Here is a 17,019-nt window from a genome sequence, read left to right as displayed (position 1 = left end):
CCGAGCGGCTACATCGGCCGGGACCGTCAGACCTTCACGAGGTCGTCGGCGTGGATCACCGGGCGCTGCATACTGTCCGGCAGTTCCCGGGTGGACCGCCCCAGCATGGTGGAGAGTTCGGCCGCGTCGTATTCCACCACGCCCCGGGCCACGATCGCGCGGTCCGGGCCGACCAGATCCACCACATCGCCGCCGTGGAAACGCCCACGTACCCCGACGATCCCCGCCGCGAGCAGCGACCGCCGAGCCTGCGCCACCGCGGTGACGGCTCCGGCGTCGATGAGAATCGCACCGCGACTGTCGGCGGCATGCCGGACCCAGAACCTGCGGGCCGACAGACGCACCGGACGGGCCGCGAAAGCCGTACCGACGGTGCCCGTTCCGAGTGCACTCGACGCATCGGCCGCGGCCGCCAGCAGCACCGGCACACCCGCATCGGCGGCCAGCCGGGCGGCCGACAGTTTCGAGGCCATGCCACCGGTTCCGAGCACACCGCCGCTCCCGGCGATCACACCGTCGAGATCGGCACTGCTGCGCACCTCGGCGATGAAATTCGCGTCGCCCTTGCGCGGATCTCCGTCATAGAGGCCCGCCACATCGGAGAGCAGGAACAACGCGTCGGCGCCCACGAGGTGGGCGACCAGCGCGGCGAGGCGGTCGTTGTCGCCGAACCGGATCTCCTCCGTGGCGACCGTATCGTTCTCGTTCACCACCCCGACTGCCCCGAGCGACCGCAACCGGTCCAGGGTGCGCTGGGCATTGCGGTGGTGCTCGCGCCGGGCGAAATCGTCGGCGCTGAGCAGCACCTGGCCCACGGTGCGGTCGTACCGGGCGAACGAGGTCCCCCACGCATGCGCGAGCGCGAGCTGGCCGACACTGGCCGCGGCCTGTTTGGTCGCGAGATCGCGCGGCCGCCGGGTGAGCCCCAGCGGTGCCAGCCCGGCGCCGATTGCGCCCGACGACACCACCACCACATCGGAACCGGCCCGCATCCGCGCCTCGATGGCATCCGCGAGCCGATCCAGCCGATCGTTGTCCAAACCCCCGTGCAGGCTGGTGAGCGCGGACGAACCGATCTTCACCACGACCCGCCGTGCCCCGGCTATCGCCTGCCGGGCATCACTGAGCTCTAGCGGCAACTGGGTCACGGCCGTGCCCCTGCTCCGCGGTTCCCCAGGTTCACCTGCCTACTCCCTGTCTTCTTCGTCGACGAGTCCACGCCGCACCCGTGAGGCGTGCTTACGTTCGGCCGCACCGACCCGGTCGGTCTGTTCGAGCCGGACATCGGTGCCGCGGCCGGTAGGAACGATATCGGCGCCGGCGGCGATCTGCGGTTCCCAGTCGAAGGTCACCTCACCGATCGTCACGGGCGCACCCGGTTCGGCGCCGAGCCGCACCAGTTCGTCCTCCACACCGAGCCGGGCCAGCCGGTCGGCCAGGTAGCCGACGGCTTCGTCGTTGTCGAACTGGGTCTGGCGGACCCAGCGTTCGGGCCGGGTGCCACGGACCACGAAACCACCCGGTTCCTCCGAGTCGGGTATCACCGAGAAGCCCGAATCGTCCACCGCGATCGGGCGGATTACGGGCCGTTTCGGTTCGGCCTTGGGATGCGCTTCACGGTACTGCTGCACCATTTCGGCGAGGGCGAAGGTCAGCGGCCGCAAACCGGCGTGGCTGACCGCGGAGATCCGGTAAACCGGCCAGCCGCGCTCGCGCAACTCCGGCGTCACCAGATCGGCGAGGTCGTCGGCATCGGGCACATCGGCCTTGTTCAGGATCACCACGCGCGGCCGGTCGGCCAGGTCACCGAGGCTCGCGTCGCCGCGCAGCGCCGGTTTGTAGGCGGCGAGCTCGGCCTCGAGTGCATCGATATCGGAGATGGGGTCGCGGCCCGGTTCCAGGGTCGCCAGATCCACGACATGGGCGAGTACCGCGCAGCGTTCCAGGTGGCGCAGGAAGTCCAGGCCCAGCCCGCGCCCGTCACTCGCACCGGGGATCAACCCGGGAACGTCGGCGATGGTGAAAGTGGTGTCACCGGCGTTCACCACGCCCAGGTTCGGGACCAGCGTGGTGAACGGATAGTCGGCGATCTTCGGTTTCGCTGCCGAGAGCACCGAGACCAGCGACGACTTACCGGCCGACGGAAAACCGACCAGCCCCACATCGGCGACGGATTTGAGTTCCAGCACCACATCGCGGACCTCGCCCTCCTCACCGAGGAGGGCGAAACCGGGAGCCTTGCGCGCCCGCGACACCAATGCCGCGTTTCCCAGCCCGCCGCGACCGCCCTTCGCGATCACGAACCGGTTGCCGGCACCGACCAGATCCATCAGGACCTCACCGTCGGAATCCAGGACGACGGTCCCGTCCGGAACCTTCAGCAGCAGCTCGGAACCCTTCTTCCCGTCCCGGTTCCCACCCTCGCCGGGTTTACCGTTACCGGCCTTCGCATGCGGGTGGAAGTGGAAATCCAGCAGGGTGTGCACATTGGCGTCGACCTCGAGCACCACATCCCCGCCGTTACCGCCGTTACCGCCGTCGGGCCCGCCGAGCGGCTTGAACTTCTCCCGGTGCACCGACGCACAACCATGGCCGCCTTTACCGGCGCTGACATGAAGAACGACGCGGTCGATGAACTTGGCCATGGCCGGATCATCCTCCTCGGGAACTGGAAGGTCGGGAAGGCGCGGCGTCCGATAGCGGGACCGCGGGGGTTCTACGGCGAACCGTAGAAACGCGAAAAGCGGGTCGAGGGTGAATCACCCTGACCCGCTCGCTGTGGTGGAGTCGTCAGCCGGTCAGGCTTCGACCGGCTCCGGGACCACGATGTTGACGGTCTTGCGACCACGCTTGCTGCCGAACGTCACGGCACCGGCTTCCAGCGCGAACAGGGTGTCGTCCCCGCCGCGGCCGACGTTGACGCCGGGATGGAAGTGGGTGCCACGCTGCCGCACCAAGATCTCGCCGGCCTTGACGGTCTGCCCGCCGAAGCGCTTCACGCCGAGCCGCTTGGAATTGGAATCGCGGCCGTTCCGGGAGCTGGATGCACCCTTCTTATGTGCCATTGCTGATACTCCTTCAGCGCGGGACGAAAGCCCTGCGAGTGGTTACTTGATGCCGGTGACCTTCAGGACCGTCAGCGGCTGACGGTGACCCTGGCGCTTGTGGTAGCCGGTCTTGTTCTTGAACTTGTGGATGCGGATCTTCGGGCCCTTGGTCTGCTCGACCACCTCGGCCGACACCGAAACCTTCGCGAGCTTATCGGCTGCGGTGGTCAGTTCGGCGCCATCGACGAGGAGCACCGGCGACAGTGCCACGGAGGTGCCCGGTGCACCCTCGATCTTCTCGACCTTCACCAGGTCACCGACCGCGACCTTGTACTGCTTTCCGCCGGTCTTGACGATCGCGTACGTTGCCATCGGTCGGCTGCCCTTCTTCCTATAGTGCTCGGCACTCGTTCGCACGGTTGTCTCTCGGAGTGCACCGGGATCCACCGCACGACTGGTCTGGTAATCGTCGCCGCCTCGGTATCTGGTGGCTCTCGGTATCGGGAACCGGCCACGGAACAGCACATGCTGTCACCGGGCAGCGAGTGCCAAGGTTACCCGATGCCGGTTCCCGCGACCAAACCGGTCCCCTCGCGGCACCCGTTCGCCGGCCACTGCACCCGGTTCACGCACCGCGTACGAGACGTCCCGCGCACAGCGAAGTGCCCGATCCGAAAGCCGGACCGGGCACATTCACCTCGACTCAGTTGTCTTCGTCGACCGGTGGTCCCGCCGGGCGCCCGGCCGCGCGGCGCCGTGTCCGGCGGACCGGTATCTCGGCCGCCACGGGCTCGGCGGCGAGGTCGGCGGCCGGTGCTGCCGGCGGCTCCTCGGCGGGCAGCACGAAGACCGCGGCTGCGGCGTCTACTGCCGGTGCGGACGTGGACCTGGCGACGCGACGCCGCCGGGTCCGGGACTCGGCAGTACCGTCCTCGGCCGGTGCTGCGGCAACCGGAGGCTCTTCCGAGGTCTCCGCGGTGGCACCTGTCGGCGCCGGCGCAGTGGTGCCGTGTGCCGCGGCGGTGGTGCCGTTCGGCGCGGTAGCGGTTTCCGGGGCACCGTTCGAGACGGGCCCGGTCACCGGGGTGCCGGTCTCGTGTTCTGCGCCGGTGGACACAGCGGCAGAAGTGTCCGGCACGGTGGTGGCACCGGGAGAAACGCCCGGTGTGTCCGATTCGCTACCGGCTGCGACATCGGCGTCCGCGTCGGCAGTCGACGCGATGCGCTCCGAAGCCGCGGTCGCCGCGCTTGCGGCGGTCGTGTCCGGAGCCGTCACCGACGCTGCGGTATCGGCATCCGCTCCGCCGGCGTCCGCCATCGTTTCCGCGGCGACTCCAGCCGACTCCGCGGCAGTTCCGGCCGTGCCGGCAGCAGCTCCCGCAGTGTCGGCAGCAACTCCGGCCGTATCGACCGCGGCTTCGGCGGGACCCGCGGCATTGGCTTCGGAGACCCCGTGCGCTGCGCTGCCGTTCGACTCTGCCGCAGAACGCTCCCCGGAGGATGCGGCACCGGCGGAGCGCCGGACCCGGGTACGCCGCCGCCGCGGTTCCGCGGCGGCCCGGCCCGATTCGCCGCCGGCCTGGGCTGCTGTCTCCGTACCGGTCTCGTCCCCGGCCCGGTCAGCGGCCTCTCCGGTCGCGACCTGGTCCGCGGCTGTGGCCGCCTCGTCCGCCGAATCCTCCGATTGATGCGCGGCCATGGCCAGCGCCACCGGATGCGCCCGTTTGGCTGCCGCTTCCTCTTCCGAGATTTCGGGCACCGGCGCCGGCGCGGCCGCGGCAGGCGCGGCCTTGTCGCGGTTGCGACGCCGCCGCGAACCGGATTCGCGACCCCGGCCCGAGCTCTCGTCACCGCCGCCGGTTTCCACCGGGTAGCTGTGCACGAGGATGCCGCGCCCGTGGCAGTGCTCGCAGGTGGTGGAGAAGGCCTCCACCAGGCCCGTGCCGAGTTTCTTACGGGTCATCTGCACCAGGCCGAGCGAGGTGACCTCGGAGACCTGGTGGCGGGTGCGGTCGCGGCCCAGCGCCTCGGTGAGCCGGCGCAGCACCAGGTCGCGGTTGGATTCGAGGACCATATCGATGAAATCGACCACGATCATGCCGCCGATATCGCGCAACCGCATCTGCCGCACGATCTCCTCGGCGGCTTCGAGGTTGTTGCGGGTGACGGTTTCCTCGAGGTTGCCGCCGCCGGAGCCGGTGAACTTACCGGTGTTCACATCGACCACGGTCATGGCCTCGGTCCGGTCGATCACCAGGGTGCCGCCGGACGGCAGCCAGACCTTGCGGTCCAGTGCCTTGGCCAGCTGTTCGTCGATCCGGTGGGCCTCGAAAACATCGACTCCGTTGTTCTCGTGCCGGGAAACCCGCGTGAGCAGATCCGGGGCGACGGTGCCGATATATTTCTCGACCGTGTTCCAGGAGCGTTCGCCCTCGATCACCAGTTTCGAGAAATCCTCGTTGAACAGGTCGCGGACCACCTTCACCAGCAGGTCCGGCTCTTCGTAGAGAGTTTTCGGGGCGTTGGATTCGCCCTCGGCGGCCGCGGAGACCTTGCGCCAGGTGGCTTGCAATCGCTCCACATCGCGCGTCAGTTCCGCCTCGCTGACCCCTTCGGAGGCGGTGCGGATGATCACCCCGGCATCGGTGGGCACGATCTCGCGCAGGATCTCCTTGAGACGTTTGCGCTCGGTATCGGGCAGTTTGCGGCTGATCCCGGTGGAGGTACCGCCCGGCACATACACCAGGAAGCGACCGGCGAGGCTGATCTGGGTGGTCAGCCGGGCGCCCTTGTGCCCGACCGGATCCTTGCTGACCTGTACGAGGACCTGATCACCGGGTTTGAGCGCCTGCTCGATCTTGCGTTCCCGGCCGCCGAGCCCGGCGGCCTCCCAGTTCACTTCACCGGCGTAGAGCACGCCGTTGCGACCCCGGCCGATATCGACGAACGCGGCCTCCATACTCGGCAGCACGTTCTGCACCTTGCCCAGGTAGACATTGCCCACCATGGACGCCGATCCGGTGCTGGTGACGAAATGTTCGACCAGGATGTTGTCCTCGAGCACCGCGACCTGGGTCGCCGACGGATGGCCGGGGAACTCCTTCTCCCGGACCACCATCACCCGGTCGACCGATTCGCGCCGCGCCAGGAATTCCGATTCGGTGAGGATCGGCGGGCGGCGGCGGCCGGCCTCACGGCCGTCCCGCCGGCGCTGCCGTTTGGCCTCGAGCCGGGTGGAGCCGCTGATGCCCTGGACCTCGTCCACGGTGGCGCGGGCCCGGGTCTTGTTCCGCGGCTCGCGTTCGTGGACGACCGTATTGGGTGGATCGTCCTCGGCGGATTCGGTCGCCTCACCGGATTCCCCGGACACCTTCCGGCGGCGACGCCGCCGCCGGCGACGGCTCGAACCGCCCTCGGATTCCTCGCCGGTATCGCCGGCTTCCTGGTCGTCGGCCTCCTCTCCGGCGGCGGACCGCTCCTCGGTTTCGGCGGACGTTTCGGCCGAATCTGCGGATTCGCCCTCCTCGGCATCGCCGTCGCCGTCACCGTCGGACTGCTGTTCCCCGCGGCCCCGGCCGCGGCCTCGGCGGCCCCGGCGCCGGCGGCGCGGCTGATCGTCGGAATCGGCGCCCTGATCGGACTGGTCGTCCTCGGTTTCGGTATCCGAGTCGCTGTCCGCGGCCGGTTCCGGCTCGGTCTGCCGTTCTGTCTTCGGCTCGGCCTTCGACTCCGCTTGCCGCTCCGCCTGCTGCTCTGCTTGCTGTTCGGCCTTGCGGCGACGGCGCAGATCCTCGGCGGCGGCCGCATCCGGGGAGAGGAACAGCGGGGCCGCGACGACCGCGCTTTCGAAAACGACCGGTTCGGCGGCGGCGGGCTCCTCACGTACCGGGCTCGCGAACAGGTTCGCCGCGGCGGTGAACGCGGGCGGCGGTGCGGACGGGGAGAGCGGTGCACTCGTGGAGACCGTGGCGGAAACGGAGACCGCTGCGGACCCGGACGATTCTGCGGAACCCTCGGCGGCGGGAACGGACCCGGCAGCCTGTGTTCCGGTACCGGAATCGGTCGTGCTCTGTTCACCGGTGGCAGCGGATGTCACCGCGCCGGTATCGGTCGCGGGGTCAGGAGCAAGACCGGTACCGGCAGCCACCACATCGGGCGCGGCCGGCTCTTCCGGTTCCCATACCGCCGCACCCGCGGCCACGGTTTCCGTCTCGATGCCAGGAATTTGCCCGGTCCCGTCACCCGGCGCCGGGGCCTCATCGGCCCCGGTACCGCCGACAGTGGCAGGGTCGGCCTCGGCGGCACCGAGCGTCTCGTTCGCAGGCTCCGACTGCCCCGCCGCGCCGGTTTCCGGGACGGCAGCGGCCGGCTCGAACAGGCCCGGTTCGGCAGGGGTCAGATTGGGGGTGGTCAACGATTCGCGGACCGATTCCGCGACGGCCCGGTCCACGCTCGACTGCGGGCTGCGGACCTCGGTCCCCAGTTCGCTGAGCTTGGCCAGGATACGTTTGCTGGTCACGCCCAAGCGCTTGGCAAGGGCGTGCACTCGGATTCGCTCCGGCAAGTGATCGTCGTCCTGTGATGTTGTGTCCAGCGGCTCTTGATCGGCCACGAAGTCTCCTCGGGCCCCCGGGCGCGTTCCTCTACGAGTGACGCGGCCGTCGCGGGGACGCTTTCCGTCCGCCTCGCGCGGTTGGCGCAAGGTCAATGGTCTCGCCCCGCGTGCCCGGTTATCTCCACTATCGAACGTCGGTCGGGCTAACTGGCCACGCGGCGCCTGGCATCTGGCTGAACGCCGCGGTCCGAGCACTCGTCCAGCGCGCCGGGCAGACGCAGCCGAGATCTCCGGCTTCTACGTCCGCGGCAGCGATGGCGGCATCGTTCCGCAGTGTGTCATCCGGTCGCACCCTGTGTCAGGCGCAACCAAGTACCAGTATCCCACACCGTGCGCCAGGTGTTCGCCATGGCGCTGCGCGAGGCACTCGCACGGATCCGGAAAGCCCGTGACCGGGCAGTGTTCAGAGCGGGAATTCGGGGAACCAGAGGGCGATCTCGCGTTTGGCGGACTCGGGCGAGTCCGATCCGTGCACCAGGTTCGACTGGGTCTCGAGACCCAGATCACCGCGGATACTGCCGGGTGCGGCTTTCTCCACCGGATCGGTGCCGCCGGCCAGCTGCCGGAAGGCCGCGATCGCACGCGGACCCTCCAGAACGGCCGCAACCACCGGGCCCGAGGTGATGAATTGGATCAGCGAACCGAAGAACGGTTTATCGGCGTGCTCGGCGTAATGCTCACCGGCCAGTTCCTCGCTCACCTGCTTGAGCTCGAGGGCGGCGATCTTCAGGCCCTTGCGCTCGACCCGGTTCAGCACCTCGCCGACACAACCGCGCGCAACGCCGTCCGGTTTGATCAGAATCAATGTCTGCTCTGTCACGCGGCCAGCCTAATGGGCGTGGTCGAGCCGGTCTCAACCGCAGTCCGCACACGGCCCCTGCTGTGGCACCGGAGGGTCCGGGCTAGGAGCTTCCACCCATCCGCTGGCTGGGCAGCGTCCCCGCCTCCATCCGGCGTTTGACATCGGACCGCAGCACCAGGATGAACCCCCACACGACGAGGAAAACAATGCCGATGATCGCGATGGAGATATGGAAGATGCCGCCGATCAGCACCAGCGCCTGCAGGCCCAGGTTGAACGGTATAGCCCAGGACCGCCGCTGCAGCCCGGCCCCGGCAACCATGATCAGGGCGAGTGCCACCAGATAGGTCCCCGAGACCCAGGTGATCCCCCCGGCGATATCGGCGACCACCGGCAGGGCCAGCAGCACCGTGATCGCCTCGAGCACCAGCGCCCCCGCCATCACCCCGCGCAGCCCCTTCCAGGGATCCGGCGGGGCAGCAACCGGCTCGGACCCCTGCGATTCGCTCTCACTCATCATGCGTCCTTATCGTTGGCGCGGCGTCGAGGATGCTGATCGGCACCACCTCCGGCAGCGCGGCCTTCCCTCACGCCGGTTCCTTGCCGAACAGCGCGCGGGCCGCGCCGGCGGTGACGACCGAACCCGTGACCACTACGCCCGCGCCGGACACCATCTCCCCGCCCTCCCCGACTTCCTCGGCGAGGGCGACAGCGGTTTCCAGCGCATCGGGCAGGCTCTGCGCGGTGACCACCCGTTCGTCTCCGAAACGCTGCACCGCCAGATCGGCCAGCCGATCGACCGGCAGGGCGCGGGGCGACCCGTTGGTGGTAACGACTATCTCCTCGAAAACGGGTTCGAGCGCGGCGAGGATCCCGTCCGCGTCCTTATCACCCAGCACCGCCACGACCCCGACCAGTTTGCGGAAATCGAATTCCGCGGTGAGTGTGGCCGCCAGCGCGGCCGCACCGGCCGGGTTGTGCGCGGCGTCGATGAACAGGGTGGGTGCGTTACGCATCCGCTCCAGCCGGCCGGGGCTCGTGGCCGCGGCGAAGCCCGCCCGGATCGCCTCGATATCGAGCTGGCGCTGCGAACCCGCCCCGAAGAACGCCTCCACCGCGGCCAGCGCGAGGGCGGCGTTATGGGCTTGGTGTTCGCCGTGCAGCGGCAGGAAGATCTCGTCGTATACGCCGCCGAGACCCTGGAGTTCGAGTTGCTGACCGCCGATGGCGATCCGGCGGCTCAATACCTGGAATTCGGCGCCGGCCCGCGCGACCGCCGCGTCCACCTCGACGGCGCGGCGTAGCAGGACATCCATGGCTTCCGGATCCTGCTCGGCAATGATCGCGACATTGTCGACGGGTACCAGGGATTCGGGGGCGGGTTTGATGATCCCGGCCTTCTCCTTGGCAATGGCGGTCAGATCGGGACCCAGGTAGTCGGTGTGGTCGAGGCCGATGGGGGTGATCACCGAGACCTGGCCGGCAATCACATTGGTGGCGTCCCAGCTGCCGCCCATCCCGGTTTCCACCACGGCCACATCGACCGGTGCTTCGGCGAACGCCGCGTACGCCATGGCGGTGAGCACTTCGAATTTGCTCATCGGCGGGCCGCCCGCGGCGGCAGACTGGTCGTCGATCATCTCGATATAGGGCTGCAGCTCGCGATACAGCTCCACGTAGTGCGCCGGGGATATCGGCCGGTTGTCGATGCCGATCCGCTCGGTGGCCAGCTGCAGATGCGGACTGGTGAGCCGGCCGGTACGCCGGTGCAGTGCGGTGAGCAGCGAATCGATCATCCGGGTCACCGATGTCTTGCCGTTGGTGCCGGCGATATGGATCGACGGGTACCCACGCTGCGGTGATCCCAGCACATCCATCAGCGCCGAGATCCGGGTGAGCGACGGTTCGATCTCGGTTTCCGGCCAGCGCCGGTCGAGTTCGGCCTCGACCAGCGCCATCTCCGCGAGTTCTACCGGCGACGGTCCGGTACCGAGCTGGGCGCCGCCGTGCTGCGGCTCGGGTTCCGGGTTCGGTTCGTGGTCGTTCACTGGCCGCTCAGCTCGGACAGCCGGGCCCCGATACGGTCCACCTCGGCCGCGGCGATATCACGGCGCGACCGGATCTTGTCCACCACCTGCTCCGGCGCCTTGGCCAGGAAGGCGTCGTTGCCGAGTTTGGCCTCGGTGCCGGCGAGCTCCTTCTGCGCGGCGGCCAGGTCCTTCTCCAGCCGGCGCCGCTCGGCCACCAGGTCCACACTGCCGGAGGTGTCCACCTCGACGGTGACCGTGGTGGTACTCAGCCGCACCTCCACCGACGCCGTGGCGGCGAAATCCGCGCCCGGTTCGGTGAGCCGGCCCAGGTTCGCGACCTCGAGATGCAGGCGGTCCAGCCCGGCGGTGTCCAGACCCAGCACCCGCGCGGCGACCTTCTGCTTGTCGTTCAGCCCCTGATCGCTGCGGAACCGGCGGATCTCGGTGACCAGCCGCTGCAGATCGGCGATCCGCTGCGCGGACCCGGTATCGGCGGGGATGCCCGTCGGCCGCGGCCACTGCGCGATCACCACCGATTCGCCGCCGGTCAGCGCCTGCCACAGCGTTTCGGTGACGAACGGGATCACCGGGTGCAGCAGCCGCAGCACCGAATCCAGGACGGTGCCCAGCACCACGCGGGTGGATTCGGCGCGGGCCTCGCTCTCGGTGAACTGGACCTTGGACAGTTCCAGATACCAGTCGCAGAGTTCGTCCCAGGCGAAGTGGTAGAGCGCCTCGCAGGCCTTACCGAATTCGTAGGCGTCGAACGCGGTGTCGACCTCGACCAGCACCGCGTCGAACCGGTCGAGGATCCAGCGGTCGGCGTCGGTGAGCGTATCGCGGGCCGGAAGGTCGCCCGTGCGAGCGCCGTTCATCAACGCGAACTTGGTGGCGTTGAAGAGTTTGGTGACAAAACTGCGGGAGGCCAGCGCATGCGGTTCGCCGACCGACAGGTCGCCGCCCGGCTGGGCGCCGCGGGCCAGGGTGAACCGCAGGGCATCGGCACCGTAGTCGCGGATCCAGTCCAGCGGGTCGATACCGTTACCGCGCGATTTCGACATCTTCTTGCCGTACTGGTCGCGGATCAGGCCGTGCAGGAACACATCCTTGAACGGCACTTGATATTCCGGGCCCTTGCCGGCGGTGATCGCGGCATCGTCGGACACGAAGGTGCCGAACATCATCATCCGGGCCACCCAGAAGAACAGGATGTCGTAACCGGTGACGAGCACACTGGTCGGATAGAACTTCGCCAGTTCCGGGGTGGCGTCCGGCCAGCCCATGGTGGAGAAGGGCCACAGTCCGGAGGAGAACCAGGTGTCGAGGACATCGGGATCCTGCACCCAGCCGTCGGGGGCGTCTTCGTCGGGGCCGACACAGACGACCTCACCCTCGGGGCCGTACCAGATGGGGATTCGGTGCCCCCACCACAGCTGGCGGGAGATGCACCAATCGTGCATATCGTCGACCCAGTCGAACCAGCGCGGTTCCTGGCTCGCCGGGTGGATCACGGTATCCCCGTTGCGCACGGCGGCACCGGCGGCCTCGGCCAGCGCCTCGACCTTCACCCACCACTGCATCGACAGGCGCGGTTCGATCGGTTCGCCGCTGCGCTCGGAATGACCGACACTGTGCAGGTAGGGTCGCTTCTCGGCAACGACCCGGCCCTCGGAGGCCAGCCGTTCACGCACCTTCACCCGGGCCTCGAAACGGTCCATACCGTCGAATTCGGTGCCGGTATCGGCGATCCGGCCGCGTTCGTCCATGATCGTGGGCATGGGCAGGTTGTGCCGCAGGCCCATCTCGAAGTCGTTCGGGTCGTGCGCGGGGGTGATCTTCACCGCACCGGAACCGAACTCCGGATCGACATAGGAGTCGGCGACGATCGGGATCTGCCGTCCGGTGATGGGGTGTTCGAGTGTGGTGCCGATCAGGTCCTGGTACCGCGGATCGTCGGGGTGCACCGCGACCGCGGTATCACCGAGCATCGTCTCGACCCGGGTGGTGGCGACGATGACATGCGGTTCGGCATCGTCGAGCGACCCGTAGCGCAGCGACACCAGCTCCCCGGCCACCTCGTCGTATTTGACCTCGATATCGGAAATGGCGGTACGCAGTTCCGGCGACCAGTTCACCAGTCGTTCGGCCCGGTAGATCAGGCCGGCGTCGTAGAGCCGTTTGAAAATGGTCTGCACGGCCCGCGACAGGCCTTCATCCATGGTGAACCGGTCACGCGACCAGTCGACACCGTCGCCCAGGGCTCGCATCTGCCCCTGGATCGCGCCACCGGATTCACGCTTCCAATCCCAGACCTTCTGCACGAACAGGTCGCGCCCGAAATCCTCTTTGGTCTTACCGTCGGCCGCGAGCTGCTTCTCGACCACCGACTGGGTCGCGATACCGGCATGATCCATACCCGGCAACCACAGCACCTCGTACCCCTGCATCCGCTTCCGGCGGGCGAGGGTATCCATGAGGGTGTGGTCCAGGGCGTGGCCCATATGCAGGGTGCCGGTGACGTTCGGTGGCGGCAGCACGATCGAATATCCGGGCGCGGAACTCTGCGGGTCGGCGGTGAAGTAACCGGCGGCTACCCAGCGTTCGTACAGGTCGGCCTCCACCTCGCCGGGATTCCAGCTCTTGGGGAGGGCATCGGCACGATTACGCGTGTTGTCAGGGGCTGCGCTGGTCACGCGCCGATTCTAGTGTCATCGGCGGCGCCTCCGGCATCGCGGGGCTGCATCTATTGCGCCGCCTGCGGCGGCGCGGGTCGGGGCCCTATTAACCCCTGGTCTTCACTCCTCCGCTCCTCCGCTTCGCTCCCCCGCTCCGTCGCTCCAGACCAGGGGCGGGCCCCGACCATTGGATGCCGACGGAATCCGAGGAAGGCGGGAGCGGATGGTGCGACTCCGAGGGCCGAGACAGACCGAGGCGGAGCCTTCGGTGGATGAGGGACACCGAAGACTCCGCCTACATCGATCAGCCTACCGCCGTTCCACGGCGGCCCCGCGAATACACAACCAATTCTCAGCTTGAGCACCGGAATTCTCAGGTCGGTCACAAACCTGCGCTCACCGCCGGTTTCTCCCGGGCCCTGGTGCGGCGACCCGAGAATCGGCGCATCAGGGGGTCGTCGATCCAGTGATAGATGGCCGCCCCCGCCACCGTGGACACGACCAGACTCAGTGCGGCGAACCCCAGCCAGCCCAGCAGGCCGAACTGTTTTCCGCCGATGAGGAAGCGGGTGATCAACGCCATCACCGGGAACTGGATCAGATAGAAGGCGAAGGAGATATTGCCCAGCCAGACCATCCGCGGCGAGGCGCTGAACCCCCGGATCCCCGCCAGGTCACGAGCGGCCAGCGTGGCCACCAGGGCCGTCATCGGGGCGAGCAGCAGCGCCGACATCTTGTAGTTCGGCGGCACCACCCAGGTCGCCGCGTAGGCGATCAGCAGCGCGATCACCGGCCATGCGAGCCGGGTGTTGCGCCAGCGGCCCTCCAGCACCAGCCGTGCCGCGAGTACCCCGAGGAAGAACTCCGGCAGCCGCGAGAGCGGGAAGTTGTAGCTGAGCCAATAGGACAAGGCCACCGGGATATCCGACTGTTCGAACCAGATGGGCGCGGCATGGAGTTCGAAGTACGGCGAATCCTCACCCGGGATCAGCCGGGGCGCGAACGTATTCGCGATCCCCTTGGGGCCGGGCACCCACAGGTAGTACGCGGTATGCAGCAGCAGGATCGCCACCAGTGTCCCCGCCAGCGCCCACGGCACCCGATGACCCTTGATCCGGCGCACCAGCGGAAGGAAGAGCGGAAAGCTCAGGTAGAACAGGATCTCCGCGGCAAGTGACCAGGACGGCACATTGAGTCCGCCGACCGTCGTCCACTTCGGCACCCAGGTGTGGATAAGCGCGAGGTTCGGCGCCCAGACCACCGGTCGCGTCAACGGGACGCTCACCACCAGGATGAACGCAACGGCCGCGACCAGATGCGTCGGATAGATCTTCAGCACCCGGCGCCAATAGAACCGCGGCACCGAGCTCCCCGGCCGGAACGACCAGTAGATGATGAACCCGGACAGGACGAAGAAGAAGGTGACGCCCGCGGCGCCCAGCTGCATGGGCATGAGCTGATGGATCTGGCGGAACAGCTCCGACTTCTGAAACGGATACACCGGCAGGAACACCAGGGCGTGCAATACGAATACGGCGAACGCCGCCCACCAGCGTGCCCCCGTCAGCGACGGCAGCGACGGCCGGACCGCCGCCGTATCGAGGAACTCCGATCCGCTCTCGACGCGGGCCGGAACCGTCTTCACCGGTGGATCGCTTCGTACACTGCCGCTGCGGTCACCACATCACCGTGCGCCGAGGGATGGAACGGCATCCCGGCCACATCGGCCGCGGGATCGAAGAAACCGTTCAGCCACGGCTCGGCCGAGCAGAGCCCGTGGCCCGCCGTCACCGAGCGGATATCGACGAACTCGAGTTCCAGCAGCTCCGCGGCTTCCCGTTGCGCGTTGTCGAGGCGGTCCAGGTATTCGGTTACCGCCCGGCCTCGAGGCTGCACGACCTGCCCGGCGCCGAGTACGTTCACACACACATGCTCCTGCCCGGCAGGGAACAATTCCGGGTATCCGACCAGCATGATCCGGGCGTTCGGCGCGTAGTAGCGCATATAGGTGATCACCTCGCGGATACGCTTGGCGTAGAGTCGGCCGGTGACGTTCCGGTACTCGGTGAACCGTCCCTGTTCGGCCGCCTCCAGCCCACATCCGTCCACGAAATTGAACACGCAGGACTGCAACGAGGTGATCAACGATGCCGAATTGGTCTTGGACCAGACATCGTTCATTCCGGTCTGGATCGCGATGACCTCGGTCTCCGGCCCGAATGCCTGCTGCTTTGCCGCCTCGGCCACCTCGTGCACCAGCCACCAGCCCTCCCCCGACGAGATCGTGGAACCACTGCAGGAGGCATCCACGAACTCCGGCGTACCCGCGACCCCCATCCGCTCGCCCAGCCGGGTCGGCCACGATGTGGCCGCGTGCAGGCACTCCTTGGTGCCCGAGAACAGCTTCGGGTAGTTCGCGGTGAACGAATCACCGAGCACCACCAGGGATCTTCCCGCGGGGCGGTTGTTTTCGACCGGCGCCGCCGCGGCCGGTGCGTACAGGGTGGTCACGGTGAGAGCGGCCGCCACCACGGCGCCGGCCATTCCACCTCGCCACCGGAAAAATTTGCGCAACACGATTTATCCGTCGATCAGTAGCCGGCCTGCGGATCGAAATCGGGGAGCGTGAGTGTCGGCTCGGGTTCGGCGGGCTCGGGTTGAGCAGGTTCGGGTTGGACGGGCGCCTGCTGCTGCGCGGGAGGTTGCGGGGCCGGTTCCCCGGCCGGTGGTTCCGCGGCCGGCGGAGGTTCGACGGCAGCGGGAGCCGGTGGCGGGCTCTGCGGCGCCGGAGTGGTCGAGGCGACGCTCGCCGGCGCTTCCGTGCTGGTCACAGCGGTACTGGAGGTTGTCGGGTGGTCATCGTGCGATGCGGAGTCGTCGCCACACCCGCTTACGCCGAGAACCACCGCGGCGCATGCAAACACGGTCACCAGGCAACGTTTCATGAAGATTCCCAATCCTGCAGACATTTCGGCATCCACGACCCACCCGTTCCGGGTCGCGGAATTGTTCACCGGCGATATCGCCGGACCCGCCGGACTCGTTACCGTCCGGCACTCTGCGGGCGGCGCACCACGTACAGTTGCCGAATTCGTTCGCACTGGGGACCCTGGACCACGTGAACCCCCCGCTCGACTCGGTCCCGTTGTATCCCCCCGAATCCGTCTTCCCCGAATCGGATTCGTTCGTCGTGAGCCCGAGGGGAGTCGTGGACCTACGGGGCCGCCGTACCGGGGAGTTGCGGTATCCGCCCACGGCCACAGTGATTTTCGCGGGTATCCCGGGTGCGGGTAAGAGCACCGCGCTGCGCAAACTGTTCGGTTCCGAATCCGACGCCGAAACCGCGCCGGTGGGCCCCGGCGGTTCGCTGGTACTCGATTCGATCCAGGCCCGGAACTCGTGGCGGCACCGGCTGGCCTGGTTGCCCTACCCGCTGTGGCGCCCGGTGGTGCATCTGGTGCATTTCCGGCGGATCTGGATCGCTCTGCGCGACCATACGGGTCCGGTGGTGGTCCACGATTGCGGCACCGTCACCTTCACCCGGCATATGCTGACCCGCTGGGCCGCGCTACGCGGTCGCGAACTGCATATGGTGCTGCTGGATGTCCCCGCCGCGGTCGCCCGGGACGGGCAGTACGCCCGCGGGAGACGGGTGGGCCGGGCCTCTTTCAACTGGCATGTCCGGCGTTGGAGACGCCTGCTGGACCGGGTCGAGAGCGGGACGGGGCCGCGGCCGCAACCGGAGTCGGTGGTCATCCTGGACCGCTCCGGTATCGATCACCTGCACGAGATCAGGTTCGCCGCCTGACCCGGTAGCGAGCGGAGCGGATGTCGGCCCGCCCGCGCGGGG

The 17,019-nt window shown here is 68.1% G+C and carries 13 protein-coding genes; 1 reads left to right on the top strand and 12 read right to left on the bottom strand.

What is annotated here, in order from left to right:
• Positions 1-26: 26 nt before the first annotated feature.
• From proB to ON22_RS36575, 12 genes are all read right to left on the bottom strand, one after another.
• Entirely contained in the window at positions 27-1,148 is a 1,122-nt protein-coding gene (proB, locus tag ON22_RS07000; protein WP_231508610.1) for a glutamate 5-kinase, read from the bottom strand.
• 39 nt (positions 1,149-1,187) lie between these two features.
• The gene (gene obgE, locus ON22_RS06995) at positions 1,188-2,645 is read right to left on the bottom strand and encodes a GTPase ObgE (protein WP_033244701.1); all 1,458 of its coding nucleotides are present in this window, start codon (positions 2,643-2,645) and stop codon (positions 1,188-1,190) included.
• Positions 2,646-2,798: 153 nt separating this feature from the next.
• On the bottom strand, positions 2,799-3,065 hold the full coding sequence (rpmA, locus tag ON22_RS06990) for a 50S ribosomal protein L27 (protein ID WP_033244700.1): 267 nt from the start codon (positions 3,063-3,065) through the stop codon (positions 2,799-2,801).
• 42 nt (positions 3,066-3,107) lie between these two features.
• Positions 3,108-3,419 (bottom strand): 50S ribosomal protein L21, encoded by a 312-nt coding sequence (gene rplU, locus ON22_RS06985; protein WP_033244699.1) that lies wholly within the window; start codon positions 3,417-3,419, stop codon positions 3,108-3,110.
• A gap of 331 nt (positions 3,420-3,750) precedes the next feature.
• Positions 3,751-7,659 carry a translation initiation factor IF-2 N-terminal domain-containing protein gene (locus ON22_RS35500; RefSeq protein WP_081595384.1) on the bottom strand — a complete coding sequence of 1,303 codons (3,909 nt, stop codon included), beginning with the start codon at positions 7,657-7,659 and terminating at the stop codon, positions 3,751-3,753.
• Positions 7,660-8,065: 406 nt separating this feature from the next.
• Complete coding sequence (gene ndk, locus ON22_RS06975; protein WP_033244698.1) at positions 8,066-8,482, bottom strand: nucleoside-diphosphate kinase; 417 nt, start codon at positions 8,480-8,482, stop codon at positions 8,066-8,068.
• Between the two features lie 82 nt (positions 8,483-8,564).
• Positions 8,565-8,981 carry a DUF4233 domain-containing protein gene (locus tag ON22_RS06970; RefSeq protein ID WP_033245256.1) on the bottom strand — a complete coding sequence of 139 codons (417 nt, stop codon included), beginning with the start codon at positions 8,979-8,981 and terminating at the stop codon, positions 8,565-8,567.
• A 70-nt stretch (positions 8,982-9,051) separates the two neighbouring features.
• Positions 9,052-10,512 (bottom strand): bifunctional tetrahydrofolate synthase/dihydrofolate synthase, encoded by a 1,461-nt coding sequence (gene folC, locus ON22_RS06965; RefSeq protein ID WP_033244697.1) that lies wholly within the window; start codon positions 10,510-10,512, stop codon positions 9,052-9,054.
• Positions 10,509-13,187, bottom strand: coding sequence for a valine--tRNA ligase (locus ON22_RS06960; RefSeq protein WP_033244696.1), 2,679 nt, complete (start codon positions 13,185-13,187; stop codon positions 10,509-10,511). The genes folC and ON22_RS06960 overlap by 4 nt, the downstream gene beginning before the upstream one ends.
• Before the next feature lie 364 nt (positions 13,188-13,551).
• Positions 13,552-14,814 (bottom strand): acyltransferase family protein, encoded by a 1,263-nt coding sequence (locus ON22_RS06955; protein ID WP_051157241.1) that lies wholly within the window; start codon positions 14,812-14,814, stop codon positions 13,552-13,554.
• Positions 14,811-15,713, bottom strand: a complete 903-nt coding sequence (locus tag ON22_RS06950) for an SGNH/GDSL hydrolase family protein (protein WP_051157240.1) — start codon at positions 15,711-15,713, stop codon at positions 14,811-14,813. Before ON22_RS06950 ends, ON22_RS06955 begins: the two co-directional genes overlap by 4 nt.
• Before the next feature lie 47 nt (positions 15,714-15,760).
• Positions 15,761-16,000 (bottom strand): hypothetical protein, encoded by a 240-nt coding sequence (locus tag ON22_RS36575; RefSeq protein WP_156052310.1) that lies wholly within the window; start codon positions 15,998-16,000, stop codon positions 15,761-15,763.
• 287 nt (positions 16,001-16,287) lie between these two features.
• Here ON22_RS36575 and ON22_RS06940 point away from each other — a divergent pair, with 287 nt between their 5' ends.
• The gene (locus ON22_RS06940; RefSeq protein WP_231508609.1) at positions 16,288-16,977 is read left to right on the top strand and encodes a P-loop nucleotide/nucleoside kinase family protein; all 690 of its coding nucleotides are present in this window, start codon (positions 16,288-16,290) and stop codon (positions 16,975-16,977) included.
• Positions 16,978-17,019: the final 42 nt, after the last annotated feature.

This window comes from Nocardia carnea NBRC 14403, assembly GCF_000308515.1.
Taxonomy (GTDB): Bacteria; Actinomycetota; Actinomycetes; order Mycobacteriales; family Mycobacteriaceae; genus Nocardia; species Nocardia carnea.
Note: the sequence above shows the minus strand (reverse complement) of the source record. Positions and strands in the feature narration are given on the sequence as shown.